The sequence below is a fragment of the Paenarthrobacter sp. 10L420 genome, assembly GCF_056395385.1.
The window spans coordinates 73,469-95,496 of record NZ_JBFTJK010000014.1 but is presented as its reverse complement, the minus strand read 5'-3'; the positions used below and the strand labels follow the sequence as shown (position 1 = coordinate 95,496).

The following is a 22,028-nucleotide window of genomic DNA, read 5'->3' as shown; positions in this document are numbered from 1 at the left end:
ATTGGCATGGTCCTACTGGAGCTGCCTGAGCTCTAGCGCGCATACGTCCTGCCCCGGATACGTGCCTTCCACAACTGCGCTCTTAACAACAAAACCCCTCACGCCAGCACAGCGTAAGGGGCTTTGAAGATACCAAGAACTAAATCCGTTTAGAACTCCCAGTCCTCATCCTCGGTGTTGACAGCTTTGCCAATCACGTACGAGGAACCCGAGCCGGAGAAGAAGTCGTGGTTCTCGTCAGCGTTCGGGGAGAGTGCCGAAAGGATGGCCGGGTTCACGTCGGTGACGGAAGCCGGGAACATGGCTTCGTAGCCGAGGTTCATGAGGGCCTTGTTGGCGTTGTAGTGCAGGAACTTCTTGACGTCCTCGGCCAGGCCGACTCCGTCGTAGAGGTCGTGGGTGTACTGGACTTCGTTTTCGTACAGCTCGAAGAGGAGCTCGAATGTGTAGTCCTTGATTTCCTGCTTGCGGGCCTCGGAAACCTTCTCCAGGCCCTTCTGGAACTTGTAGCCGATGTAGTAACCGTGCACGGCTTCATCGCGAATGATCAGGCGGATGAGGTCGGCCGTGTTCGTAAGCTTCGCGCGTGAGGACCAGTACATGGGCAGGTAGAAGCCCGAGTAGAACAGGAAGCTCTCCAGCAACGTGGAGGCAACCTTGCGCTTCAGGGGATCGTCGCCCTGGTAGTAGTCCATGACGATCTGAGCCTTCTTCTGCAGGTTCTCGTTCTCGAGGGACCAGCGGAAAGCGTCGTCAATCTCCTTGGTGGAGCACAGGGTGGAGAAGATGGACGAGTAGGACTTCGCGTGCACCGACTCCATGAAGGCGATGTTGGTGTAAACGGCCTCTTCGTGCGGAGTCAGTGCATCCGGGATCAGCGAAACAGCGCCGACTGTGCCCTGGATGGTGTCCAGCAGGGTGAGGCCAGTGAAAACACGCATGGTGAGCTGCTGCTCATCCGGCGTCAGCGTATGCCACGACTGGACGTCGTTGGACAGCGGCACTTTCTCCGGCAGCCAGAAGTTGTTGACCAGTCGGTTCCAGACTTCCACGTCCTTGTCGTCCTGGATCTTGTTCCAGTTGATCGCTTCGACGTGGCTAAGCAGCTTGACCTTTTCGGTCATTTCATCCCCTTTTAGCGTTGGGTTCTTTAAGGTAAGCCTACGACGGCGGGTGGAAACCCGCCGTCGTAATCTTTAGTTTTGAGTGCGGCAGCTCGCCGCAGGGAATCAACCGATTTAAGTTGATTAGAGGGCGCAGCTGACGCAGCCCTCCACCTCTGTCCCTTCAAGGGCCATCTGGCGGAGACGGATGTAGTAGAGGGTCTTGATGCCCTTGCGCCATGCGTAGATCTGCGCCTTGTTGATGTCGCGCGTGGTGGCAGTGTCCTTGAAGAACAGCGTCAGGGACAGGCCCTGGTCCACGTGCTGCGTTGCAGCTGCGTAGGTGTCGATGATCTTCTCGTAGCCGATTTCGTAGGCATCCTGGTAGTACTCCAGGTTGTCGTTGGTCAGGTACGGAGCCGGGTAGTAGACGCGGCCAATCTTGCCTTCCTTGCGGATTTCAATCTTGGCGGCCACCGGGTGGATCGACGACGTGGAGTTGTTGATGTAGCTGATGGAACCGGTGGGCGGAACGGCCTGCAGGTTCTGGTTGTAGATACCGTGCTCCATGACGGAAGCCTTGAGCTCACGCCAGTCATCCTGAGTAGGAATGTGGTGGCCGGCGAAGAGCTCGCGGACGCGCTCCGTTGCCGGAACCCATTCCTGCTCCGTGTACTTCTCGAAGAACTCGCCGGAGGCGTAGGTGGACTTTTCGAAGCCGCCGAACTTCTGGCCGGTCTCGATGGCCAGACGGTTGGAGGCCCGCAGAGCGTGGAACAGCACCGTGTAGAAGTAGATGTTGGTGAAGTCCAGGCCCTCTTCGGAACCGTAGTGGACGTGCTCGCGGGCAAGGTAGCCGTGGAGGTTCATCTGGCCGAGGCCAATCGCGTGGCTCTGGGCGTTGCCCTGGGCGATGGACGGCACCGAGTTGATGTAGGACATGTCCGAAACGGCGCTGAGGGCGCGGATGGACGTCTCAATGGAGAGACCGAAGTCCGGCGAGTCCATGGTCTTCGCGATGTTCATGGAACCGAGGTTGCAGGAAATGTCCTTACCCACGGTTTCGTAGCTGAGGTCTTCCGCGTAGATGGACGGCGAGGAAACCTGCAGGATCTCCGAGCACAGGTTACTCATGGTGATCTTGCCGTCGATCGGGTTGGCCCGGTTCACGGTGTCCTCGAACATGATGTACGGGTAGCCGGACTCGAACTGGATTTCGGCGAGAGTCTGGAAGAACTCACGGGCGCTGATCTTGGTCTTCTTGATCCGCGAATCGTCAACCATCTCGTAGTACTTCTCCGTGACGGAAATGTCGGAGAAGGGAACGCCGTAGACGCGCTCGACGTCATACGGGGAGAAGAGGTACATGTCCTCGTTCTTCTTGGCGAGCTCGAACGTGATGTCCGGAACCACAACGCCCAAGGAGAGCGTCTTGATGCGGATCTTCTCGTCGGCGTTCTCACGCTTGGTGTCCAGGAAGCGGTGGATGTCCGGGTGGTGGGCGTGCAGGTACACGGCACCTGCACCCTGGCGGGCACCAAGCTGGTTGGCGTAGGAGAAGCTGTCTTCGAGGAGCTTCATCACGGGGATGACGCCCGAGGACTGGTTTTCGATCTGCTTGATCGGGGCGCCGTGCTCACGGATGTTGGTGAGTGATAGGGCTACACCGCCACCGCGCTTGGAGAGCTGCAGTGCGGAGTTGATGGCGCGGGCAATCGACTCCATGTTGTCTTCGATGCGGAGCAGGAAGCAGGAGACCAGCTCACCGCGCTGGGCCTTGCCGGCGTTCAGGAAGGTGGGGGTCGCGGGCTGGAAACGGCCGTCGATGATTTCGTCAACCAGGCGGCTGGCAAGTTCTTCGTTACCGCGGGCAAGGTGCAGGGCAACCATGCAGACGCGGTCTTCGTAGCGCTCAAGGAAACGCTTGCCGTCAAACGTCTTCAGTGTGTAGGACGTGTAGAACTTGAAGGCGCCAAGGAAAGTCTCGAAGCGGAACTTCTTCTTGTATGCACGGTTGAAGAGCTCACGGATGAAGTTCATCGTGTACTGGTCGAGGGTTTCGCGCTCGTAGTACTGGTTCTTCACCAGGTAGTCGAGCTTCTCTTCCAGGTCGTGGAAGAACACGGTGTTGTTGTTCACGTGCTGCAGGAAGTACTGGTGCGCGGCTTCACGGTCGGCTTCAAACTGGATCTCGCCGTTGGGGCCATACAGGTTCAGCATGGCGTTGAGCTCGTGATAGCCCAGGCCCTTGTAGGCCTCCGGCAGTGGCTTCTTGGCCGTTTCCACAGCGCCCCCGGTTACTTCTGTTTCTGCGACAGTAGTGTCCAAAACTTTTCCAATCCTTGATTGACCCGATCGACGTCTTCCGGCGTCCCCATGAGTTCAAACCTGTAGAGATGCGGCACGTTGCACTTGGCGGCGATGATGTCTCCCGCTGCGCAATAGTTGTCCGCGAAGTTGGTGTTTCCTGCACCGATAACACCCCGGATCAGTTCCCTGTTCCGTGGGTTGTTGAGAAACCTGATGACCTGCTTAGGCACTGAACCTTCGCCGTTCGTCCCACCGTAAGTCGGCAGGACGAGGACAAAGGGTTCAAGTGCTTGTAGTGGGGCATCGTGCGCATAAAGCGGGATGCGCGCTGCATCCCTGCCCAATTTCTGGACAAAGCGCTTGGTGTTCTCAGATGTCGAGGAAAAGTAGATGAGGTGACTCCTCGTGGTCACAGTGTCCGTGTCACTGCGCACGGATGCCGTTGCCAGCGGTGCCATGGAAGTCACCTCGACTACATAGGAATTCTTGCTTGCTGTGGTGGCGAAGTCCGAAAGGAAACTTAGGCCACGGAGGAAACGGCCTGGGCCAGTTCCTCGATCTTGTCCGGGCGGAATCCAGACCAATGGTCCTGCTCGGTCACGACGACGGGAGCCTGCATGTAACCCAGCGCCTTGAGGCGTTCGAGCGCCTCGGCATCCTGGGAGATATCGACACTCTGGTAGGCAATGCCCTTCTTGTCGAGTGCCCGGTAGGTTGCGTTGCACTGAACACAGGCCGGCTTCGTGTAAACCGTAACGGTCATGATCCCTGTCCCCTTAGTTGAAGTCTGTCGCTCTTCGTATCTGGCGGGCTCAACCGGAACTGAATACTGAATCCGATACCGGCCCGCAGGCTGCTGTGGCAGCCAACACGCTTATTTAGTCTTGTGCTGGTTTCCCGCTCAATCCGTAAACCGATACTACATGTAGTGCAAGCGCCTCGCCGGGACCCCAAGATGATGTATTACAAGTATGTCATTCAATCCACCGCTCGTCCACAGGGCAGGTGCCTCAAAATGTCCGTGATTCCGCCAAAGTGGGAGATGAAATCCACACCCTGTGGACTACTTAGACACATTTAATCTCCAGCGTGTCGCCGGGTTCCGGCGTGTCGTGACACTTTGAAAATGTGGCGTGGCGAACAGCTAAACTCTCCTGATGGTCAATCTCCTCCACCTCCGGACGCTGATGGAAGTAACCCGTTTAGGTTCTTTCGCTGCGGCGGCCGCACAGCTTGGCTACACAGCCTCCGCCGTTTCCCAGCAGATGGCAGCACTGGAACGCGATACGGGCGTGGAACTGTTCCAGCGTTCGGCGAGGAGCGTCATTCCCACCGAGGCGGCCATCACCATGACGCGGCACGCCTCAAAGGTGCTGACCGACGTCGAAGCGCTGATGGCGGCAGCATCAAGGACCAACGATGCGCCACCACAGGAATTGCGGCTGGGCATCTTCCCAAGCCTTGCCACCTATGTGCTCCCGGACATCCTGAAGAACGAGCGGTGGAACGGACTTGGCATCGAGCTGCGGGTATCAGTCGCTGAGCCGGCACAGACCATCCAGGGACTGCGCAGTGGCGGAGAATTGGACGTCGCACTGGTGTACCAGGTGGGCCAGTCCGGATTGGCGTGGCCACATTCCCTGGAGCGGCAATGGATCGGCGACGACGACTTCCGCGTGGTACTGCCCGCTTCGTGGAAAATCCGCGAGGACGCCGAGATTGAAGCCTCGCACCTCTCGGACATGCCGTGGATTGTCCACCACCCGGGAACCAGCGACGCCCTCGTGATCGAACGCCTGTTCGCCAGCTGCAACCTGCACCCCCGCGTCGTGGCTTACAGTGACGATTTCCACGCCAGCCTGGAGATGACCGCAGCTGGCCTGGGTGCCTCGCTGGTACCGGAACTGGCGCTGCGCAACAGGCCACCCGGCGTCGTGGTCCTTGACGTCCCCGACATCCGGCTGGCACGAAACGTGTTCGCGCTGCTCATCAATGAAAAGCGCACAGCGCAAGTGCAACTGTTTACGCAGCTCCTGGCCGATACCCTCCGTGGTACGTCCGAAAAGAGCGGTTTGCATCCCCTGAAATCAGCGCCTGTCAAGGGTCCGCAGCGTCGGAGGTGAATTCTTCCCAATTGCTGGAACCGGCCCGATGTTGGGGTTAGATTGATCACATGGGCAAGGTAGCGAGCACACATTTTGGGGAGATCGAGCTCAATCACGGGCGTGAACATTGCTTCGTGACCAAACACGAACTCGGCGGCAATCAGCTTGAGCTGGACCTTAACGTCACGGCGCATGACCATTTCGACGAGGCTGCCATGCACAAGGTGGACTACCGCTTGCGCTTCCTGCCGGAGCTGGTTGACCAGGTCCGGGAGATGATCGCCGATGAACTGGACCAGGACGGTACCAATCCGCAGCAGTTCCTGCATTTCCATAGTTCCCAGCTCAAGGAAGAGCAGCTCGAATCGGTTTTCGGGGTCAGGGACAAGTCCCAGCTCACCAACGACGTCTTCCTCAAAGCCCTCAAACTAGGTCATGTGGCCATCTACCCTGGCCAGCCCGAGCGCTATTTCGTCCTGGACTTCACCCTCGGTTCGCACTTCACGGATGAGCTGCTGGTAGTGGCCGCCGATGAAGACGGCGTAGTGGATGATGAAATTCTTTGGGAGTCGTAAAACAGTTTTAACCGCGAACGACGGTGGCGGGTCACCTTTCGGTGACCGGCCGCCGTCGTTGTGGCTGGTTTACTTAGCGGTTTCGAGCAGCGTGGCGCGAACCGTCTGGGTTGCCTTGACCAGGTTGCGCAGGGACTCTTCGGTCTCCGCATAGCCACGGGTCTTCAGGCCGCAGTCCGGGTTGACCCAGAGCTGGCGCGAGGGAACGTGCTTGACGGCGGTGGCCAGGAGTTCGGTGACTTCAGCTTCACCCGGAACGCGCGGCGAGTGGATGTCGTAAACGCCCGGACCAACGCCACGGCCGAAGCCGTGGGACTCGAGGTCGTGGACGACCTCCATGCGGGAGCGTGCAGCTTCGATGGAGGTTACGTCTGCGTCGAGGCCGTCGATTGCATCGATGATCACACCGAACTCGGAGTAGCAGAGGTGGGTGTGGATCTGGGTGGAGTCGGCAGCACCGGCAGTGGCAAGGCGGAAGGAGTCAACGGACCACTTCAGGTAGTCGGCGTGGTCTGCCTTGCGCAGCGGGAGGAGCTCGCGGAGGGCGGGCTCGTCCACCTGGATGACCTTGATGCCGGCTGCCTCGAGGTCAGCGATTTCGTCGCGGAGTGCCAGGCCAACCTGGTTGGCGGTCTCGCCCAGCGGCTGGTCATCGCGAACGAAGGACCAGGCCAGGATGGTGACCGGACCGGTCAGCATGCCCTTCATCGGCTTGCTGGTCAGCGACTGCGCGTACTCAGCCCAGGCAACCGTGATCGGAGCGCTGCGGGTGACGTCGCCCCACAGGATGGACGGGCGGGTGCAGCGGGATCCATAGGACTGGACCCAGCCGTGGACCGTCACGTCAAAACCTTCAAGGTTCTCCGCGAAGTACTGGACCATGTCGTTGCGCTCGGGCTCGCCGTGAACCAGGACGTCGTAGCCCAGTTCTTCCTGCAGGTCCACAACGCGCTTGATCTCGTCCTTCATGAGCTGCTCGTACTGCTCGTTGGTGAGATCGCCCTTGTTGTTGCGGGCACGTGCGGAGCGGATCTCGGACGTCTGGGGGAACGAACCGATGGTGGTGGTGGGCAGCGGCGGAAGGTGAAGTGCCTCTTCCTGGGCAGCTTCACGAACCGCGTACTCGGAGCGGTTGAAGTCCGCAGCGGTCAGTGCTTCGGTGCGGGCGCGGACGTCGTCGCGGCGAACGCCTTCGGCGGTTGCACGGGAAGCGATCACGGCGGATGCTTCATCGATGGCAGCCTGGGCCGACGCGGGGTCTGCCAAGTAGGAAGCGAGGGTCTTGACCTCCACTGCCTTCTGGTCGGAGAAGGCCAACCAGCTGCGCAGCTGCTCAGAAAGCGTGGTTTCCTCAGCAACATCATGCGGGACGTGCTGGGTGGAGGTGGACGTGCTGACGGCAAGCTTGCCGGCAGCTGCCTTCAGTTCGTCCAGCTTCGCGGCGGATGCTGCGAGATCGTTGCGCCAGATGTTGTGACCGTCAACCACACCGGCAACCAAGGTCTTGTTGCCCAGGCCTGCGAGGGCAGCTGCAGAGGGAACTCCACCCTTGAAGACATCGATGTGCAGGCCGTCGATGTTGGTGGCAGCAATCGTGCCGAGCTGGCCGTCAAGCGAACCGTACGGGGTGGAGACAAGGATCTGGGGACGCTTCGCGGCAGACGTGAGGACCTCGTAAGCGCGGGCAACGGCTGCTTCGATCTCAGCGGCCGGCGTGTCCTGGTCAACAACCAGGGCCGGCTCATCGAGTTGAACCCAGCTGGCGCCAGCCTCGGCGAGCTTCTCAAGCAGCTGCACGTAAACGGGCAGGATGTCCTCGAGGCGGGACAGCGGGGCGAAACCCGCCGAGGCGTCGTCGGATGCCTTGGAGAGCAGCAAGTAGGTGACCGGGCCGACAATGTACGGGCGGGTCTCAATGCCGTTGGCAAGTGCGAAGGCGAACTCGTCAACCTTGGCGGTGGAGGCGAGCGTGAACTCGGTTTCCGGGCCGATTTCCGGAACAAGGTAGTGGTAGTTGGTGTCGAACCACTTGGTCATTTCCAGCGGCTGCTGTTCCTTGTTGCCGCGTGCCAGCGTGAAGTAGCCATCGATGTCCAGTTGGCCCTCAGCGTTGAGGAGGTTACCGAAGCGAGCCGGAACTGCACCCAGGTGAGCGGTGGTGTCCAGCACCTGGTCGTAGAAGGAAAAGGTACCCGGAACAGCGGCAGCTTCGGTAAGGCCCAGTTCCTGCAGGCGCTTGGCGATGGTGAGCTGGATGTCCTTTGCTGCTGCGTCCAGTGCTGCGGCGTCGATCTTGCCGGCCCAGTAAGCTTCAACAGCCTTCTTGAGCTCGCGGCGACGGCCGATGCGAGGGTAGCCGAGCAGCGAGGCTGCCGGGAACGGAGTGGCGGGCGTGTTCTTTTCAGTCATGGGAATTCCTTGATGAAGTGGTTTGAAAAGGTTGGTGTCTTGGGTGGCCGGGATAGAGCCGACGGGTTGGTGGCAGGCTGTTAGCTTGCGTATTCCTGGCGGAGCGCCAGGGTGTTTACGCGGCCAGCAGGGCGCGACGGCCGCGGCAGAGCCAGCTTGTCCAGCACGTCCAGGGCATCAGCGTGCTCATTGAAGGTGTACAAGTGAATGCCCGGTGCACCGGCATCCAAGGCTGCGTTGGCCAGATCCACGGTGGCGGAGACGCCGATGCGGCGACGCTCTGCTTCAGTGTCTACGGCAGCAAGCCGCTCCATGAGTTCCACGGAAGGCTCGACGCCGGCCAGCTCGCCGAGGCGCTTCAGGCGCCGGAGACTGGTGAGCGGCATGACACCGGGGATGATCGGAATGGTGACCCCGGCCCGACGTGCACGGGCAACAAGGTCCGAGTATTCGTTCGCGTGGAAAAAGACCTGCGTGATCGCGAAGTCCGCGCCGGAACGCTGCTTGGCCAAAAGAACTTCGACGTCGTGTCCCACACTTGGCGATTCAGGATGCCTGGTGGGGTACGCCGCCACTCCGACAGCGATCTTGCCAGCGCAAAGGAGTGCTGAACGACGCTGCTCCACCCGGCGGATCAGTTCGATCAGATCCTGGGCGTACCGGAGTGAACCGCTGGCAGGCTGGCTTCCGTCCTTGGGCAGATCGCCGCGCAGTGCCAGAATGCCACGGACGCCGTGGTCCAGGAGCTCACCGATGATCTCCGCCAGTTCAATCGGTGTGTTGCCAACACACGTCAGATGGGCCAGGGGCCGAAGCGTGGTTTCGAGCAGGAGACGGTTGATGAGGTCAACAGCGGTGTCCCGGTTGGAGCCACTGGCACCGTACGTCACGGAAACGTAGTCCGGCTCGGTGGCTTCGAGTTCACGGATAGTGGTCCACAGGGTTTCTGCGGCTGCCGGGGAGCGAGGGGGAAACAGCTCGTAGGAAAGTGCTACGGGTGCCGTTCCGGCGAGGTTGGGATGTATGTCAATAAGGCTTGGTGGCGACATTTGCGTCCTTGGCTGTTCGTCATCGAACGTCACCCAATGGATCCAAGGGAACCATTGATTGCATGATCGATGAATTGAGTTTGGGATACACGAAAGAACTCCAGCAGGACGCAGCCGCGACTGGTACGCCTGGAATGAAGCTTTCCGTGTGCAAATGTCAGGCCCACATGGGGGCACCCACACCCTCCTCACCGCCCTTGCGGGGCGGATCCAACGGAGGATCGCTGACACGTTACCGCGGTAACTTGTTTATGACTCTAGGTCGTGGGCATCGAGGGGTTCAACTCGACCACCGAATTAAGACGCAGTTTTACGATCCGTGAAGAAGGATTTGTGAACTTTGTTCGCCAAAAGGTGCCGTGGAAACCGTCACCACGGCCTGTCTACGCCCGCGTCATTCTCGGGGCCGTGCAGGTACTCCTCGCGTTCCTGCCCTTCTGCCCGCTCCCGTTGGGCCTGCCGCGCGCTCTCCCCGAGCTTTTGCAGTTGCTCCTGCGGTTGCTCGGACAGCGAATCCTTGGCTTGCTTCTCCCCCTCGGCCGTGCCGCCGGAGTCCGCCGCTATCTTGGCTTTGAGCCGATCGGCCGCTGAGTCCAGGGCCTTTCCCTCCCCTGACGAATTTCCGGGACCCTCCTGCGCACACTGTGCAGGTGAGGACTCGATGACGTCCAATGCTTCACGAAACAACGTGGCTGCCGTTGGCTTACTCCCAGCGGACAGGGCAGCATCGCCCAGCTTCTCGACGCTCAACACCAGATTTACCCGCACTCGGCATTCATCAGTGTCGGCACCGGCATCCAACGCCGCCTCGAAGTCCTTCCGTGCCGCCGAGAAGTCGCCGGCCAGAACATGGGCGTCGCCGGATGCAAAGTACGCTTTGTGCGGCTCGAACAGGTTTGCAACCTGCAGCCAGGAAGCGGCCCTGGCTGCACCATCCTGATCGTCTGTTCCGAACGCGTGTGCTGCATACCCGCCCAAGGCACCTACGCTGAGGAGTTTCGCTGCCACGTCGAGCGCCAGCAGGGCCGGCGGGGCGGACCACAGCGCAAGTCGGCGTCTCCGGCGTCGTGCATGATTCATGCCACTGGCTCCTTGGTTTTCGGGGGCAAGCTTTGACCCCGTACTTCCCGCAGCGTGGTCAGATGACGCAGGGGTTCGTGAAGGGCCAGCAGGAAGCCTGCGAGCGCCAGGAGCCAGTAGAGTTCCACGCGGCCGGGTCCATCGTTGTTGGTAGGCGTGAGGGCGCCGGGCCGGGCTTTGGCAAGCATGTCAGCCGTGGGTTGGTACCCGGTCCGGTGGACAAATGGGACATGGAGCTGTGCTGCGATGTTTTTCAGTTGCCCTTCATCGATCCTGGACACCGCGTCCTGGCCCGAGCCCTTGTCCTGTACGTACCCGGCTTCGGTGTCCGAGGGGTCTTTCATCCGGCCACCTTGCCCTGTCCCGTAACCCAGCACCGCTCCCCCACTTACGCTGTTCGCATCCACCGGCAGCGGCATTGGTGCCTCGGCGGCCGTGTTCTCGCCGTCCCCGGCGTAGAAGACCAATGCTGGACGTCCTGGGTGCTGCTCCTTGGCGGCCGCGAGTCTGTCCTTGAGCAACCCTCCCGCGCCGGTGATGCTGCTGCCGTTGGCGTACCGCGGGTTTTGCGGCTGCAATGTTGTCATGGCGGTTTGGAGCGCTGTGGCGTCCTGGCTCAACGGCATGCGGACGGTCGCCTTGTTATCGAAGGTGATCAGGGAAAACTTGGCTCCCGCCAGTTCCTTGGCGATCGCCATCACGTCGTTCGTGGCCCCTGACAAGCGGGTGCCCGTGCCGTTGTAATCCTCAGCGGCCATGCTGGTGCTGGTATCGACGACGAAAAATACATCAACGTCCGCGACCGCGGTCCTCGCTTCACTGCCTGGCCACCCCGGTCGCAGCGCGGCGAGGACCAGAAGCACGACGGCGGCGCCCCGGATGGCGGCTGGCCGCACCGACCCTTGTGGTCCAGTGCTGCCGGGTCCTGGCCTGCGAAGGATGGTCCACAGGGTGAAGGCTATGACAGCGACACCCAGGGTAGCGAGGAATGGCCACGGAATAATTGGTTCCAGGGTCATGAGTTCAGCCTCCATCCCAGGATCACCATGCCGGCACCTGTTAGCAGCGCAACCCCAAGCGGCAGCGCCGGACTATCGCTCACGGCAACCTGGGGCGCGGCCAGGTAGCTGCTGACTTCGGTCTCCTGCACTTTCTGGACGATCCCGGGCACCGCGTCAGGACTGTCAAGGGTGAAGTAGCTGCCCCCGGTTCCTTCGGCAACCGCCCTGAGTTGGACGCCTGGCTGATCAGCTTGATCTCCGTAGTCAAAGTCGCCCGGGTTCAGTGCATACACTTTGACGTTTTTGCTGCGGGCCAAGTCGCTGGCCTGCTGCAGGGTGAAGATGGGGTCACCGGAGAGGAAGTTGTCGGTCGCCAGCACAACAGACCGCGAGCGCTTGGCGTTGCCGGACTCCGATTCGACGTCCGGGAAGCCTTGTACACAGGATGCCAGGCCATCGCCGATCAGGGACGATCCTCCCCCGTTCCATGTTCCGTCGAAGAAGGATCCCGCCCCGCTGTCCAGGGCCTTCTGAGCTGCAAGGAGCTGTTCCGCGGCGTAGTCGTAGTCGTCTGTCAGCGGGAACAGCTGGACGCTGCTGCTATCGAAAATCACCATGCCGATGCGCTCGCCATCGAATTCCCCGGCAAGTTCCTGGAACACCTTGGTGATGGCGGCATCCGTACTGGTCATGGATCCTGAAACATCCAGACAGAGGATGATGTCCCGGTTCCGGATTTCGGGCTGTTCCATGGTGCGCTGGGCGGGTCTTGCCGCTGCTGTGGCTGTGGCCGCCAGGAACAACCCACCCAAGACCATGGCGAGGACCAACGTGGCCTTGTAGCGCCGCAGAGCATCTTGGTATTCGGGAAGCTCAGTGAGGCGCTCGCCGTGTGCCACTGGCCTGCCCGTTTGTGGTCGACGCCGGATCAACCGTCCGGCGGCTATCACCACAACCAGGGCGGCGAGGGGAAGAATCCACCAGTACGTCAGCTCCACGCCTGTACCACCTGGCGTGCGGTCTTTGCGGAGTCCCGAACGGATTGCATGGCTACGGGCGCGAATTCGTTGGGGTAGATCAAAGCGATACCCACGGCGAACTGATCCAGTCCGTTGCCGCGCAATTCCTCCAGTGTCATGGAAGTGGCCGGAAGGCCTGTTGCTGCACCCGCAAATTCCCGCACGAGGAGGCTGAGTCGCTGGTGGGCGTCGCGCCCGGGGAGGCGGCCGGCGTCGGCCTCTCTTTCGAGGGTATCTATTGCTGACAGGCACCCGGCCCGCAGCGTTTCCAGATCGTGTGACCCCCCATGCAACCTTGCCGGAGTTTTTGGTGTGGCTTTGCGGACGGGCCACAGGATCCACCCGTACCAGCACGCTACGAGCAGCAGCAGCACCGAGCCCAGCCATAGCCACAGCTGCTGATATTGAAGGGGTGCGTAGAAGCCCGCGTCATCCTGCACGGGTGCTACCCTTGGCGGACTTCGCGCCCGAGCGGTGCCTCTCCAGGAGCGCGAACACCGCCGGGAGGACGTCGCCTGTGGCACTAACCGCCTGCTCAGCAATGCCGAGCCCGCGGAAGAAGGCGCTGCGCTCCTCCGCGCGTTTCCGCATGGCGGTGGCGTATGCGGCACGAACAACACTGTTCCCCGCCAACGGCGCAGGGATCCGCTGCCCACTCCCGACGTCGAAGCTAGCCTCGTGCGTGGGCGTCGGATGGCCCTCCTTGGCCAACTCAGCGTCAAGGATAGTAAGCCAAAGGACTTCATGCCGGGCCCTCAGCCGCCGCAGCAGAGTTTCCGTGCGGTGGTCGGGCTTAAACTCATCGGCGAGAACGACAACAAGCAGCCGGCCCTTCAAGAACCTGAGCGCATAGTCGAGTTGCTCGGTGATGGCGCTCGCCGGCCCACCCAGGGAAATGCGCGCATCCAGTTCCCGGAGCAGCCGCTCCAAGTGCTCTTCACCGCCCTGGGGCGGGAGGTAGCGCGAGGTAACGGCCGAGCCGTGCAGGAGTCCGACGTCGTCCCCGTGCCTGCAGGCGAGATAGCCCAACACGCCGGCAGCATCAACGGCAATCTCCTTCTTGGATTCACCGGAGGCGGCATGGGCTGCCATGTTCCGTCCTGTGTCCACGAGCAACAGCACCGAATGACGGCGGACGGCCACATAGCGCTTGACCAGTGGTGATCCGTGGCGGGCAGTGGCTTTCCAATCAATGTCCCTGACTTCGTCGCCGGGTACGTACGAGCGCAATTCATCGAAGTCCAAGCTGCGGCCCTTGAAGACAGAACCGTATTCGCCATCCAAAAGGGTGAGGGTCCTGCGATGGGCGAAGATGAACATCTTCGACTTCACGCGTCGGAGCAGGCTTGGCATGCGGTGACCGCTACGGCGTCTGCACGGACGCGAGCACTGCATCAATGATGGTTTCCACGGGGACCCCTTCAACCACGGCATCAAACCCGAGCACTATTCTGTGACGCAGGATCCTGTGGGCCAGTTTCTTGACGTCCTCCGGAATGACGTGATCCCGCCCGCTCAAGAGTGCCAACGCCCTCGCCGCCTGGCTGAAGGCAATGCTCGCGCGCGGACTTGCACCAAACTCGATGAGGTTGGCCAAACGTGGCTCCAGGTATTGGGAAGCATGACGGGTCACATAGGCCAGGCCAACGATGTACCTGATGATGGCAGGATCAACGTAAACCCTCTTGACGAGTTCCTGCACCTTGACAATGGCGTCAAGGGAAGCGGCCGCCGGTGGCTTCTGCGCTGCGCTGAACACCCCGGCATCTATGCGCCTGATGACTTCGGCTTCCTCCGCCGGGCTCGGATAGTCCAGGACGTCCTTGAGCATGAAGCGGTCCATCTGTGCTTCCGGAAGGCGGTAGGTTCCCTCCTGCTCAATCGGGTTTTGCGTTGCCAGCACCAGGAAGGGCTCGGGCAGAGGATAGGACTCGCCACCGATGGACGTCTGCCGTTCCTGCATCGCCTCCAGCATGGCGCTCTGCGTTTTGGCGCTGGAACGGTTGATCTCATCAAGCAGCACAATGTTCGCGTGAACCGGTCCCAATTGGGTGACGAACGTGCCTTTGGCCGCATCAAATATCTGGGTGCCCGCGATGTCGCTGGGCAACAGGTCCGGAGTGCATTGGATCCGGCGAAAATCCGCACTCACTGATTCCGCAAGAGCTTGCGCCGCTGTGGTCTTGGCCAGACCCGGAACGCTCTCCAAAAGGACATGTCCGCCGGTCAGGAGGCCGATCACCAGCGTCTCCTGGAGCCTCGACTGGCCCACCACCTTGGTCTCAAAGCTGCGGATAATGCTGCCGACGAGCTGCTGGGCACGGGCCAAGTCCGGTGCATGGATTCCGGTCGTGGCTGTGTTCTGAAGCACTCGTGGTCCCCTCGCTGGCGTGAATCACTCTATCCAAGCCTCCCCTGAACAAGCTTGCAATGGGGAGACCTCCCCATGCGGGCTTCTGAGGTCTATTCTTTTGCCATGCCTCAGCTACCAGTCCGCTATGAGCAGTACCTCAACGGCCAAAGCCAGCGCGTCATCGACGCCGTCCGCCCAGTTCTGTTGCAGTCCGCCGCAGACCAAAGGCATGGAGTCCGGATTATCTACAACACAGGCCCCACCGGGCACCAGGCTCATCTGGATGAATCGATACCCTACGGCGAAATAGTCGAGGACATCGACTAGCCCTTCACCGAGCCGGACAACGCGAAGGAGCTCCCCACGCTCCGGGATACCAGCACGTACAGCAACAACACCGGCACTGAGTACAGGATGGAAAACGCCGCCAGCTGCCCATAGGCTATGGCGCCATGCTGGCCAAAGAAGCTGAAAATGGACACTGCCGCTGGTTGCTTGGCTGTGGAGAGCAACAGGATGAACGGGACGAAGAAGTTTCCCCATGCCTGTATGAAAACAAAGATGAATACCACGCCCAGTCCCTGCCTCATAAGAGGCAGCACGACGGTGCGTAAGGCCGCCATGCTTGAGGCGCCATCCATCCATGCCGCCTCCTCCACTTCCAAAGGAACGGAGTCCATGAAGTTCTTCATCATCCAGATGGCCATGGGCAGGGTGGTTGTAGCCATGAAGAATACGGTGGCCATCATGGAATCGAGCAACTGGAGCTGGACGAACAATCCGTAGACGGGCACCATAATGGCAGTCACGGGCAACGACGTCCCGAAAAGGACCGAGTACATGAACGGCTTGTTGAACCTGGACTGGTAGCGGGACAGCGGATACGCAGCAAGGACTGCTGCCACCAGGTTGACCGCCGCTGTTCCGGCCGAGAGAAGGAAACTGTTGGTCAAGGGCTGGAACAACAATTCCGGCGTGAACACCGCACCAAAATTATCCATCGAAGGCGCCGACGGCACCGCCGTCTGATAGCCCGCGTGAGGATCGACGGCGGCCAGCAGCAACCAGAGCAACGGCGCCACAAAGCACAAACCGATCACGGCCAAGGCAACATCTGCCGCCAGCCGCGGCTTGGACATCACGACTTCTGCTCCTTGAGCAGGCGCACGTAGACAGCGCCGAAGACCACTCCCAACACGATCAATACCGAGGCAATGGCCGTCCCATAGCCAATATCCCCGAATTTGAAGGCCTCTTGGTAGGCCAACACCGGCAAGGTGGTACTGGCATTGGCTGGGCCGCCGGCCGTCATCACCCAAATGAGCGTGAACACGGCCAACGTCTGCAGCGTAATCAGCATCAGGTTGGTGGCAATGCTGCTCCTGATCAATGGCAACGTAATGAATGCCAGGCGCTGCCAGCCTTGAGCCCCATCCATCAGGGCAGCCTCCGAGACATCCTGCGGAACGTCCGCGAGGGCGGCCCTGTATACAAGCATGGAGAACGCCGTTCCCCGCCACGTGTTCGCCAGGATAATCGCGACAAGCGGGAACGTGTACAACCAGTCCGGCCCCTGCCCGCCAAAGAAGGCCAGCATCTGATTCAGTGTGCCGTCACGGTTGAAGTAGGCGTAGGCCGCGAAGGCAGCCACGATCTCCGGAAGTACCCAGGCGGCTACCACCGCCGTTCCCACCCACGAGGAAACTGCCTTACGTGAGCGCGTCATGAGCAGGGCGATCAATAGGCCGAGCACGTTCTGGCCGAACACGGCTGAGGCCGCGACGAAAACAACAGTCAGCCATGCCGCCAGTGGAAACGAGTCATCGCTGAACATCCGGACATAGTTCTCCAGCCCCACCCATTGTGGATCCCGGGCAGCCCGGCCTGAAAGTGCGGCATTGGTAAAAGACGCATAAAAGGACCAGGCCACCGGGGCAAGCAGGAACAACAAGAGCAAGAGAACGGACGGAACGACCGGCAGGAGCCGCAGGTAGCGGCGAATCGTCATTTCGCTGCTGTCATTTCTTTGATGTCATCTCATGCCCGTCATCTGTCCAGGACCTTGTCATCGCCAACAACCTTGCGCACCGTGGCGTCATACTCGGCTGCGGCATCTTCAGGGCTTTGCTTTCCGGTGATGACAGACTCGGTGGCTACCTGGACCGCCGTCGAAATCCTCGGATAATCGGCGGTGGCTGGGCGGTAATGCGTCACCTTCACCAATTCCGACACGTCCTTGACGAACGGATTCGCCGAAACGTAGCTCGATTCCTTGGCAACATCCGTGCGGACCGCTATCTGGGAGTTGTTAACGTCAAAGGCCAAGGCATTCTTCTTGTTCAGCGCGGTGGTGAGGAACTTGAACGCCAGCTCAGCGTTCTTGCTCTTGGCACCAACTGCAAGGGTCCATCCACCGGACATACTGACGCCACCCGGTTCCTGTCCGTTCCGCGTGGGGAACATGGCCACGCCCATGTCCTGCTCGTAGCCTGCCCACTCATAGGGACCGCCCTTTTGCCAGAACGACGGCGTGTAGGAGCCTTCCACGGTTGCCCCCAGTTTGCCCTGCGGGAACCACTCGCCAAAGACCTTCTTCCAGACATTGGCGTCGAGGGCTTCAGCCGGGCTAGTTGCGAGTTTTTCGTCGTAGAGGGTCTTCAGGAAAGCCAGCGAGTCAGTGAAACCCTGGGAACCGACTACCCACTTCTTTTCCTTTTCGTCGTACAGCGTGCTGTCAGTCCCGTAGAGGAGTTCGTAGAAGCTCTGCATGACGGTTCCCTCGCCCGTACCCTTGCCGGCGTACATGTTGAAGGGAATCACGGTTGGGTCCGAGGCTTTGATGGCACGTGCCGTGGAGAGAATGTCTTCCCACGTTTTGGGCTGCCACGGAACAGGAATTCCGGCCTTCTGCAGCACTGCCTTGTTGTACCAGATAGCACGCGTGTCAGTGCCCAGAGGCACCGCGTAAATACCTCCGTCGTCGGCCCGGCCTGCAGCTTTGGCCGCTTCATTGAACTGGGACCAGTCATCCCACTTTTCCAGATAGCTGTCCAGCTTCAGGAGGTAACCGGCGTCGACGTCGGAGCGCACCTTGAACGTGTCCTCATAGAAGACGTCCGGCGCGGTGTCCGGGGATCGCTGGGCCAGAGCGAGCTTGGTGCCGTAGTCGTCATCGTTGGCTTGGATCGGTTCGAGATTGACCGTCACCGAAGAGTTGGCTGCCTCGAATTCTTTCTTGGCGTCCTGCATCACGGTATCCAGGGCAGTGAAGGAGTCGGATTTCTGGTAGACGATCTTCAGGGTCTTGTTCTCGGCAGTAGGCGGCGTCGAGGAACAAGCGGTTGCAGCGAGAAGAGCGGCTACGACGGGAAGGACGGTGGCAAACCTCATGGGGCGGCGCATTATGCTCCAATCGAGTCGACGTGGCGGAGTAGTTAGCCCTCCAGCAGGAGCCGTTGGGCGCGTGGTGCCAGCGTGTGCTCCAGCACGAGGCAGGCCGCACCAATGGCGCCCACATCCTCACCCACTCCGGAACCCACAACTTCAATACCGTGGATCATGCGGGCCGCACTGTTTTCAGCAATCAGGCCCGGAACACGCTCCAGGAAGTACTTTGACATCCGCCCCCAGAAAGGACCACCAAAAACAACGCGTTCCACGTCAAGGGTGTTGGTCACCACCGAGACAGCACGGGCCACAAGAGTGGCTGACTTATCAAGAATGGCGATGGCTTTTTCGTCGCCCGCATCGGCTTTGTCGCACAACAAGGCGTAACGTTCCTGTACCTGCGGCCCATCTGCGTCCTCGCCATGGCTGTCCAGCACACCGGCCGCCTCGGCCTCAGCCACCAGGACCTGTGGGATACACGAGGACTTCACGCAACCACGGAGCCCGCAGTCACACTGGGGCCCCATCGGATCAACGATGATATGGCCGATTTCGCCCGCGTTGCCGGACGTTCCACGGACCACTTCATCGTTCAGGACAATGCCGCAGCCAATACCGGTGCCCATATACATGAAGACGAAACTGCCGGCACCGCTGGCCCCGCCGGCCCAGGTTTCGGCCACCGCAGCACTCGTTACGTCCTTGTCCACCAGCGTCTCCAGGCCCGTGGCCTCTGTGAGGGCTTCGCGGATACGCACACGGTTCCATCGAGTCAACAGCGGAGGCTCCACGACGGAACCTTCATCGAGGTCGATTGGCCCCGGGACGGCTACACCGAGCCCCGCGATCTTGGATGCATCAACGCCCGATTCCTCAATGAGGACCTTGATCTGCTGGGCGATGCTCGTGATCACCGCGGCGGGGTCTCCACCGGGAGTAGCCATCCGCGAATGCCTGACGACGTCGCCGAGGAGATCCAGAACAACAAAGGTGATGACTGCAGGGTCAAGGTGGACGCCTACCGCATACATGCCCGATGGATTGAGCCGCAGGATGGTCCGCGGCTTGCCTGGGCCAGTACCCTCTTTGCCTGCCTCCACAATCAAGTGCTGGTCAAGCAGGCGACGGGAAATATTGGAGATGGTTTGCGGGGACAGTCCAACAATCTGTGCGAGTTCAACACGGCTGAGCCCTCCCGAGGACCGCCGGATCGCCTCCAGGATGACCGTCAGATTAAAGTCACCCATGCGGGGTAGATTCGTTCCGCGCCTCGGTGTGGGCTGCCGGATCTCAGTCACTGATTCCCCTAGTCGTTTTCGAAAAAACATCATCGTACTTCGTCTTTGTCTGAATCGTACGATACCCATGCTCACACGGGTATGCGCACACGCAGGCAACGGTGTCAGGGCTTGGTAACGATGACACTAAATTCCCGCCGTGAAGCGCGGGACCGGCTCATCCACGACGACTCCGAGTCACCGTGAACTTCGGGTTCCGGCCTTCCTCCACGGTGGTGCCAATGAGCCGCTCAAGGGCCGGCCGGTACTGCAGATGGCTGTTGTACACAGTCCACAGCTCGCCGCCAGGCGCGAGAACGCGGGCAGCCGCCTCGAACATCTTCAGGGCAGCGCCGGCATGCACGCTGGCTCCAAGGTGGAAAGGTGGATTCAACAGGACAAGATCCGCGCTGCCTGCATCAAACGTTGACAAGGCGTCGTCGTGGATCACGGAAATCCGGTCTTCCAGTCCATTGGCAGCTGCCGTGGCCGTAGCTGATGCCACGGCCGCCGCCGACTGATCAGTTGCTACCAGGCTCGCCTTCGGCTGGTGCCGTGCCAACATCGTGGCAAGAATGCCGGTCCCACACCCCAGATCCACCACCCGTCGCGCTTGCGGCATCCTGTCCAGGAAGGTCAGGAGGTACCTGGTTCCGATATCCAGGCGTGCACCGGAAAATGCAGCACCATGAGCACAAACCGTGATCCCCAATTCCGGCAACTGCTCCACCACAGGGTAGGGAGGCTCGCTCGAAACCGGTTTGGGATTGCTGGCCACCAGTACCCTGGACTTCTGCCGGGCCAACTGCGGCTGCACAGATGAGAAATAACGGTCCAGCACTTTATTCATACCCAGGGACATGTGCTTGACGCGGCCCCCCGCGAGCAGGACCGCATCCGGCGCTGCGTAGCGGGCAACGGCGTCGGCGTTTTCCTCCAGCTCCGCCAGCGATTTCGGCAACTGCATGAGCACCAGATTGGCCCCCTCCAGGAGTTCAGCACCCAATTCGTGGGAACTGAACCGTCCCTGCAGGCCAACTGCTTCCGCATTGCGCTGCAGCGCAAGCCTGCCGGTGTAGAGATCTTGATTAACGCGGACGTGCCCGACGCCGGTCCCGGCCAAAGCGCCCAGCGTCAGGGCACCATACCGGTCGCCGATGACAACAACCTTGGTTTCCGACCGGATATGATCCGAGGCCGCCTGAAGCAACAGCCTGTCTGTGGCGTCATATGCCTGAAGGTTGTCCGCCTCGACATCGGGGAACCTACGAAGCGCGCCGAACAGCGACTCCAGTTCCTGTACGGTCACGATCGCGTTCTCGCTTTCCTTAAATTCGTTCGCTTTAGTGTCTCGACTTCATGCTGGCTTCGGAGGAATGTGGATGATGCAGCATTCCAAGCACCTGTTGTCGCGTCGGATGGCGAACCCATACCCTGACGGCAGCAGGCACCGGTCCCGCCCAACCGCAGAGCCAGGCCACGGGACCGCACTTAACCGGCTCCCTCCCTGAGAGCAAACCATGAGTGTCAATGTTGTCACGCAACTCCAAGTGAAGTCACTTAACTCCCCCGATGAAACGCGCAGTCCGGACAAGACAACGGTTGAGATCGTTACTGTCGGAGACTACACAATCGGCCGAACCACCTTTGAACCCGGCTGGACATGGGACGACTGCATCAAACCAGTAGTCGGAACAGACTCCTGCCAATTGAGCCATGTAGGCTTCTGCGTCTCCGGCTCCCTCGAGGTGGAAACCAATGATGGTGGGCAGGTCAGCATTTCCGGCGGTGATTCCTACTCGATCCCACCGGGACACCATGCCCGGGTGGTAGGCGATCAGCCGTTCCAAGGCATCGAATTCCTCAGTGCAGCCGAGTTCGGCGTCCGTCCGGAGTAGGAATCCGGCCTCCTAACCCGCTAAGGCAGGCATCCCTCAAGGGAACCAGAAAGCAAAAGACCCCGCTCACCCGAGCGGGGTCTTTTATCCGAAGTGGAGCTGAGGGGACTCGAACCCCTGACCCCCTGCATGCCATGCAGGTGCGCTACCAGCTGCGCCACAGCCCCGGATTTTGTTGATTTCCGTAGGAAGATTTCCCTTCCCGCCGAAGCAACTCGTCAATACTAACCACAATCCCCCGAGAAGCGAAATCACAGGAGAGTGATCCCCATCACCGGGATTCTGGGTATTTCCGCCCTGCTGAACTCGTAACGCCGCAGCCGGGGTGCGCTGGATTGCTCCACCGCACCTCCCCCCAACGGCTGCACGGGAGTCCCTCCGGTCCGGACCGGCGACTCCATCTGAAGTCTAGAATCATGGGAAGGATAAACCAAACCGTCCAGTCGGTTTTAGCGACCTGAA

At 60.5% G+C, this 22,028-nt stretch carries 21 protein-coding genes and 1 tRNA gene; 4 read left to right on the top strand and 18 right to left on the bottom strand.

The genetic code is table 11. The features are described from left to right. Positions 1-149 precede the first annotated feature (149 nt). The 4 genes from nrdF to nrdH form a co-directional block, all read right to left on the bottom strand. Entirely contained in the window at positions 150-1,124 is a 975-nt protein-coding gene (nrdF, locus tag AC1DD5_RS18465) for a class 1b ribonucleoside-diphosphate reductase subunit beta (protein WP_431115430.1), read from the bottom strand. A gap of 123 nt (positions 1,125-1,247) precedes the next feature. Beyond that, positions 1,248-3,389 (bottom strand): class 1b ribonucleoside-diphosphate reductase subunit alpha, encoded by a 2,142-nt coding sequence (nrdE, locus tag AC1DD5_RS18460; RefSeq protein ID WP_477519825.1) that lies wholly within the window; start codon positions 3,387-3,389, stop codon positions 1,248-1,250. An 11-nt stretch (positions 3,390-3,400) separates the two neighbouring features. Next, positions 3,401-3,871 carry a class Ib ribonucleoside-diphosphate reductase assembly flavoprotein NrdI gene (gene nrdI / locus AC1DD5_RS18455; RefSeq protein ID WP_216925512.1) on the bottom strand — a complete coding sequence of 157 codons (471 nt, stop codon included), beginning with the start codon at positions 3,869-3,871 and terminating at the stop codon, positions 3,401-3,403. Positions 3,872-3,933: 62 nt separating this feature from the next. Then, complete coding sequence (gene nrdH, locus AC1DD5_RS18450; RefSeq protein WP_011775022.1) at positions 3,934-4,176, bottom strand: glutaredoxin-like protein NrdH; 243 nt, start codon at positions 4,174-4,176, stop codon at positions 3,934-3,936. 394 nt (positions 4,177-4,570) lie between these two features. Between nrdH and AC1DD5_RS18445 the strand changes: the two genes are divergently transcribed. Together AC1DD5_RS18445 and AC1DD5_RS18440 are read left to right on the top strand one after the other, a co-directional pair. Continuing rightward, a complete protein-coding gene (locus AC1DD5_RS18445) occupies positions 4,571-5,536 on the top strand; it encodes a LysR family transcriptional regulator (RefSeq protein WP_477522369.1) in 966 nt (321 codons plus the stop codon). A gap of 50 nt (positions 5,537-5,586) precedes the next feature. Beyond that, positions 5,587-6,093, top strand: coding sequence for a DUF2004 domain-containing protein (locus AC1DD5_RS18440; RefSeq protein WP_223933081.1), 507 nt, complete (start codon positions 5,587-5,589; stop codon positions 6,091-6,093). A gap of 69 nt (positions 6,094-6,162) precedes the next feature. Here the strand turns inward: AC1DD5_RS18440 and metE are convergent, their stop codons facing one another. From metE to AC1DD5_RS18400, 8 genes are all read right to left on the bottom strand, one after another. Continuing rightward, positions 6,163-8,502: a 5-methyltetrahydropteroyltriglutamate--homocysteine S-methyltransferase gene (gene metE, locus AC1DD5_RS18435; RefSeq protein WP_477522368.1), complete on the bottom strand. Its 2,340-nt coding sequence runs from the start codon at positions 8,500-8,502 to the stop codon at positions 6,163-6,165. 80 nt (positions 8,503-8,582) lie between these two features. Next, positions 8,583-9,551 carry a methylenetetrahydrofolate reductase gene (locus tag AC1DD5_RS18430; RefSeq protein ID WP_477522367.1) on the bottom strand — a complete coding sequence of 323 codons (969 nt, stop codon included), beginning with the start codon at positions 9,549-9,551 and terminating at the stop codon, positions 8,583-8,585. A gap of 369 nt (positions 9,552-9,920) precedes the next feature. Further along, positions 9,921-10,631 carry a hypothetical protein gene (locus tag AC1DD5_RS18425; RefSeq protein WP_477522366.1) on the bottom strand — a complete coding sequence of 237 codons (711 nt, stop codon included), beginning with the start codon at positions 10,629-10,631 and terminating at the stop codon, positions 9,921-9,923. Beyond that, positions 10,628-11,650, bottom strand: coding sequence for a vWA domain-containing protein (locus tag AC1DD5_RS18420; RefSeq protein WP_477522365.1), 1,023 nt, complete (start codon positions 11,648-11,650; stop codon positions 10,628-10,630). The genes AC1DD5_RS18425 and AC1DD5_RS18420 overlap by 4 nt, the downstream gene beginning before the upstream one ends. Further along, a complete protein-coding gene (locus tag AC1DD5_RS18415; RefSeq protein ID WP_477522364.1) occupies positions 11,647-12,630 on the bottom strand; it encodes a vWA domain-containing protein in 984 nt (327 codons plus the stop codon). The genes AC1DD5_RS18420 and AC1DD5_RS18415 overlap by 4 nt, the downstream gene beginning before the upstream one ends. Continuing rightward, complete coding sequence (locus AC1DD5_RS18410) at positions 12,621-13,091, bottom strand: hypothetical protein (protein WP_477522363.1); 471 nt, start codon at positions 13,089-13,091, stop codon at positions 12,621-12,623. The genes AC1DD5_RS18415 and AC1DD5_RS18410 overlap by 10 nt, the downstream gene beginning before the upstream one ends. Beyond that, positions 13,081-14,004 carry a DUF58 domain-containing protein gene (locus tag AC1DD5_RS18405; protein WP_477522362.1) on the bottom strand — a complete coding sequence of 308 codons (924 nt, stop codon included), beginning with the start codon at positions 14,002-14,004 and terminating at the stop codon, positions 13,081-13,083. Before AC1DD5_RS18405 ends, AC1DD5_RS18410 begins: the two co-directional genes overlap by 11 nt. A 10-nt stretch (positions 14,005-14,014) precedes the next feature. Beyond that, positions 14,015-15,022: an AAA family ATPase gene (locus tag AC1DD5_RS18400; RefSeq protein ID WP_477522361.1), complete on the bottom strand. Its 1,008-nt coding sequence runs from the start codon at positions 15,020-15,022 to the stop codon at positions 14,015-14,017. 105 nt (positions 15,023-15,127) lie between these two features. Here AC1DD5_RS18400 and AC1DD5_RS18395 point away from each other — a divergent pair, with 105 nt between their 5' ends. After that, positions 15,128-15,331, top strand: coding sequence for a hypothetical protein (locus AC1DD5_RS18395; RefSeq protein ID WP_442006678.1), 204 nt, complete (start codon positions 15,128-15,130; stop codon positions 15,329-15,331). Here the strand turns inward: AC1DD5_RS18395 and AC1DD5_RS18390 are convergent. The 5 genes from AC1DD5_RS18390 to AC1DD5_RS18370 form a co-directional block, all read right to left on the bottom strand. Next, positions 15,328-16,143 (bottom strand): carbohydrate ABC transporter permease, encoded by an 816-nt coding sequence (locus AC1DD5_RS18390; protein ID WP_477522387.1) that lies wholly within the window; start codon positions 16,141-16,143, stop codon positions 15,328-15,330. The genes AC1DD5_RS18395 and AC1DD5_RS18390 overlap by 4 nt on opposite strands. Further along, on the bottom strand, positions 16,143-17,012 hold the full coding sequence (locus AC1DD5_RS18385; protein ID WP_477522360.1) for a carbohydrate ABC transporter permease: 870 nt from the start codon (positions 17,010-17,012) through the stop codon (positions 16,143-16,145). Before AC1DD5_RS18385 ends, AC1DD5_RS18390 begins: the two co-directional genes overlap by 1 nt. Before the next feature lie 38 nt (positions 17,013-17,050). Further along, positions 17,051-18,406, bottom strand: a complete 1,356-nt coding sequence (locus tag AC1DD5_RS18380; protein WP_442018418.1) for an extracellular solute-binding protein — start codon at positions 18,404-18,406, stop codon at positions 17,051-17,053. 32 nt (positions 18,407-18,438) lie between these two features. After that, positions 18,439-19,638: an ROK family transcriptional regulator gene (locus AC1DD5_RS18375; RefSeq protein WP_431115445.1), complete on the bottom strand. Its 1,200-nt coding sequence runs from the start codon at positions 19,636-19,638 to the stop codon at positions 18,439-18,441. A gap of 208 nt (positions 19,639-19,846) precedes the next feature. Next, positions 19,847-20,977 (bottom strand): class I SAM-dependent methyltransferase, encoded by a 1,131-nt coding sequence (locus tag AC1DD5_RS18370; protein ID WP_477522359.1) that lies wholly within the window; start codon positions 20,975-20,977, stop codon positions 19,847-19,849. Positions 20,978-21,188: 211 nt separating this feature from the next. Here AC1DD5_RS18370 and AC1DD5_RS18365 point away from each other — a divergent pair, with 211 nt between their 5' ends. After that, positions 21,189-21,566: a cupin domain-containing protein gene (locus AC1DD5_RS18365; protein WP_477522358.1), complete on the top strand. Its 378-nt coding sequence runs from the start codon at positions 21,189-21,191 to the stop codon at positions 21,564-21,566. A gap of 94 nt (positions 21,567-21,660) precedes the next feature. Here the strand turns inward: AC1DD5_RS18365 and AC1DD5_RS18360 are convergent. Further along, positions 21,661-21,733, bottom strand: a tRNA-Ala gene (locus AC1DD5_RS18360). Between the last annotated feature and the right edge of the window lie 295 nt (positions 21,734-22,028).

Bases quoted from the DNA above. Each gene is read 5' to 3' on its own strand.
- nrdF (WP_431115430.1), bottom strand. From the start codon at position 1,124: ATGACCGAAAAGGTCAAGCTGCTTAGCCACGTCGAAGCGATCAACTGG.
- nrdI (WP_216925512.1), bottom strand. From the start codon at position 3,871: ATGGCACCGCTGGCAACGGCATCCGTGCGCAGTGACACGGACACTGTG.
- nrdH (WP_011775022.1), bottom strand. From the start codon at position 4,176: ATGACCGTTACGGTTTACACGAAGCCGGCCTGTGTTCAGTGCAACGCA.
- AC1DD5_RS18445 (WP_477522369.1), top strand. From the start codon at position 4,571: ATGGTCAATCTCCTCCACCTCCGGACGCTGATGGAAGTAACCCGTTTA.
- AC1DD5_RS18440 (WP_223933081.1), top strand. From the start codon at position 5,587: ATGGGCAAGGTAGCGAGCACACATTTTGGGGAGATCGAGCTCAATCAC.
- metE (WP_477522368.1), bottom strand. From the start codon at position 8,502: ATGACTGAAAAGAACACGCCCGCCACTCCGTTCCCGGCAGCCTCGCTG.
- AC1DD5_RS18430 (WP_477522367.1), bottom strand. From the start codon at position 9,551: ATGTCGCCACCAAGCCTTATTGACATACATCCCAACCTCGCCGGAACG.
- AC1DD5_RS18425 (WP_477522366.1), bottom strand. From the start codon at position 10,631: ATGAATCATGCACGACGCCGGAGACGCCGACTTGCGCTGTGGTCCGCC.
- AC1DD5_RS18420 (WP_477522365.1), bottom strand. From the start codon at position 11,650: ATGACCCTGGAACCAATTATTCCGTGGCCATTCCTCGCTACCCTGGGT.
- AC1DD5_RS18405 (WP_477522362.1), bottom strand. From the start codon at position 14,004: ATGCCAAGCCTGCTCCGACGCGTGAAGTCGAAGATGTTCATCTTCGCC.
- AC1DD5_RS18395 (WP_442006678.1), top strand. From the start codon at position 15,128: ATGCCTCAGCTACCAGTCCGCTATGAGCAGTACCTCAACGGCCAAAGC.
- AC1DD5_RS18390 (WP_477522387.1), bottom strand. From the start codon at position 16,143: ATGTCCAAGCCGCGGCTGGCGGCAGATGTTGCCTTGGCCGTGATCGGT.
- AC1DD5_RS18385 (WP_477522360.1), bottom strand. From the start codon at position 17,012: ATGACGATTCGCCGCTACCTGCGGCTCCTGCCGGTCGTTCCGTCCGTT.
- AC1DD5_RS18380 (WP_442018418.1), bottom strand. From the start codon at position 18,406: ATGCGCCGCCCCATGAGGTTTGCCACCGTCCTTCCCGTCGTAGCCGCT.
- AC1DD5_RS18375 (WP_431115445.1), bottom strand. From the start codon at position 19,638: ATGGGTGACTTTAATCTGACGGTCATCCTGGAGGCGATCCGGCGGTCC.
- AC1DD5_RS18365 (WP_477522358.1), top strand. From the start codon at position 21,189: ATGAGTGTCAATGTTGTCACGCAACTCCAAGTGAAGTCACTTAACTCC.